This is a genomic window from Novosphingobium mangrovisedimenti, from assembly GCF_025153475.1.
GTDB classification, from domain to species: Bacteria; Pseudomonadota; Alphaproteobacteria; order Sphingomonadales; family Sphingomonadaceae; genus Novosphingobium; species Novosphingobium mangrovi_A.
Map to the genome: position 1 here is coordinate 1 of NZ_JANZXA010000043.1, position 2,244 is coordinate 2,244.

Here is a 2,244-nt window from a genome sequence, read left to right on the forward strand (position 1 = left end):
TACAGTGCGCCTCGTCCCGGATGATCCGGGAGGCGTATGTTGGAATGCAAAAGAGAAAGGAGGAATTGAACGAATGCCTTGCCCTCTGCTGTGAGGGGGCATGAGCCCAAGCGGCGGTGACCTGCTGTCAACTGGCAGGGTGACGTAGCCCGCAGGTAAAGGGGATTGAGGCGAAGCCGTTACGCCAAGATGGTCCCCGAGGCTGTAGCGCTGGAAGGTTGAGGAACACGAACCGGTTAATCCGCATCCGAGGGCTGAAATGTCGCCTTCGCCTACACGGCTTAACAGGCGGAATGCTGATGATGGCGCCGGACACGTATGTCGGCGACATCCGATTGCGGGCGTACATGTAGGTCGCCCGCATGGAGCCATGGAGAGAACGCAGTCAGGCCATGGCATCGGTATCGACTTGCGGGACGCAAGGACAAGGACTGCGACCGGCAGCCTCCCCAGCGCGTGAAAGTCCAGCATATGAACGAGGGAAGGCATGATGGAATGCCAAGGGAGTTGGCCCCGATGTCCATCATGCTGGCGGAGTTCCCGTAGTAGTCCGCGGCAGGGAAAGCCTGTCACATGGCGAAGGGGGACAGTTCAATCTGCTTGAAGTGCAAACTACCTGACCAAACGAGGTGAAGACCTTTGATAATCAGCGAAATGCAGCACAAGCTCGCGACATGGGCCGAGAGCGATCCGAACCGCAGGTTCGACCGCCTATTCAGGCTCATTGCTGACAGGGCGTGGCTTGCCGAGGCAGCCCGGATCGTGCTGGCGTCTAGCGGCGCCAATACGCCGGGTATCGACGGAATGGACAAGCAACGGATGCAGGCCGGACTGGCAGATCATCTGGCCAGCCTGCGAACGGACTTGCTGACGGGGAATTACGTCCCGCAGCCGGTCAGGCGAATCTATATCCTGAAAGCCAATGGCAAGAAACGTCCACTGGGTATCCCGACCCTGAAAGACCGCATCGTCCAACGTGCGATGCTGATGGCCATGGAGCCGATCTGGGAAAGCGACTTCCATCGCCTCTCCTACGGCTTCAGGCCGGAACGCAGCGTGCATCACGCTGTCCGGACCGTGAAGATACAGTTGCAGGATAGTGGCGCCGGAACGCGGGGCCGCTGGATCATCGAAGGTGATCTGGCGAGCTACTTCGACACGGTCCACCACCGGCTTCTTCTTCGCTGCGTCCGGCGGCGTATCCGGGATGATCGGTTCGTCGATCTGCTCTGGCGGTTCCTGAAAGCAGGCCACATTGACCGTGGCCTGTTCGTCGCCTCAAGTGAAGGTGTTCCGCAAGGCGGCGTGTTGTCGCCGCTCCTGTCCAACATCATGCTCCATGAGTTTGATGCGTGGCTGGAGGCGAAATACCTGAGCGACAAGGCGCGAAAGGATCGCTGGGCATGGAACTTCGGTATCCAGCAGGGCCGCCCCATCACGGTTCGCGAGAACCGGCAATGGAAACCTGCTGTCGCCTACTGCCGTTACGCCGACGACTTCGTCGTCATCGTCAAGGGCACCAAGGCACATGCCGAGGCCATCCGCGAGGAATGCCGGGCCTTTCTGGAAGGCGACCTGAAGCTGACGCTGAATATGGACAAGACCCATATCACGCACGTCGACGACGGGTTCGTGTTCCTCGGGCACCGGATTATCCGCAGGCGGGGATCGAGCGGACGCATGTCCGTGGTCTCGACGATACCCAAGGAGAAAGCCAAGACCTTCGCTCGCCGATTGGTCGAGGCCCTCTCCGGCAATCATGAGATTGCCACGGTGGACATGATCGACAGCCTGAACCGCCAACTGGCGGGTTGGGCCGCATTCTACAAGTTCACCGACTTCACGGCACGCATATTCCGGCGCATCGACACGGTCGTGTTCTGGAAAATGGCGCACTGGTTGGCGCGGAAATACCGGTCCCGTATCAAGCCCTTGATGCGCAAATGGTACCGCGTGCCGGAAATCGGCCACTCAAAGACGTGGCTGATTTACGGACGAAACAATCAGGGCAATGCCGTCGGCAAGGCACTACGACGACTGGTCACCAGCCAGAAGTTGCAGTTCCGGTGGCGGAACCCGGAGCGAAATCCCTACATCTTCCGGGACGAACTCCGAAACACCGTCACTTCTCGCTATCATGATGTCGCCATGGCCTTGGGCCACGGTTGAATAGAGAGCCGTATGCGCTGAAAGGTGCACGTACGGTTCGGGGAGGGGAAGCGCTCATGCGCTTCCTACTCCACT

At 59.5% G+C, this 2,244-nt stretch carries 1 protein-coding gene; it reads left to right on the forward strand.

Annotated elements, in window-relative coordinates; translation table 11 throughout:
* The first annotated feature begins 654 nt into the window (after positions 1-654).
* On the forward strand, positions 655-2,169 hold the full coding sequence (gene ltrA / locus NZK81_RS21320) for a group II intron reverse transcriptase/maturase (RefSeq protein ID WP_099185759.1): 1,515 nt from the start codon (positions 655-657) through the stop codon (positions 2,167-2,169).
* Positions 2,170-2,244: the final 75 nt, after the last annotated feature.

Coding starts and splice junctions, on each gene's coding strand:
- ltrA (WP_099185759.1), top strand. CDS start 655: ATGCAGCACAAGCTCGCGACATGGGCCGAGAGCGATCCGAACCGCAGG.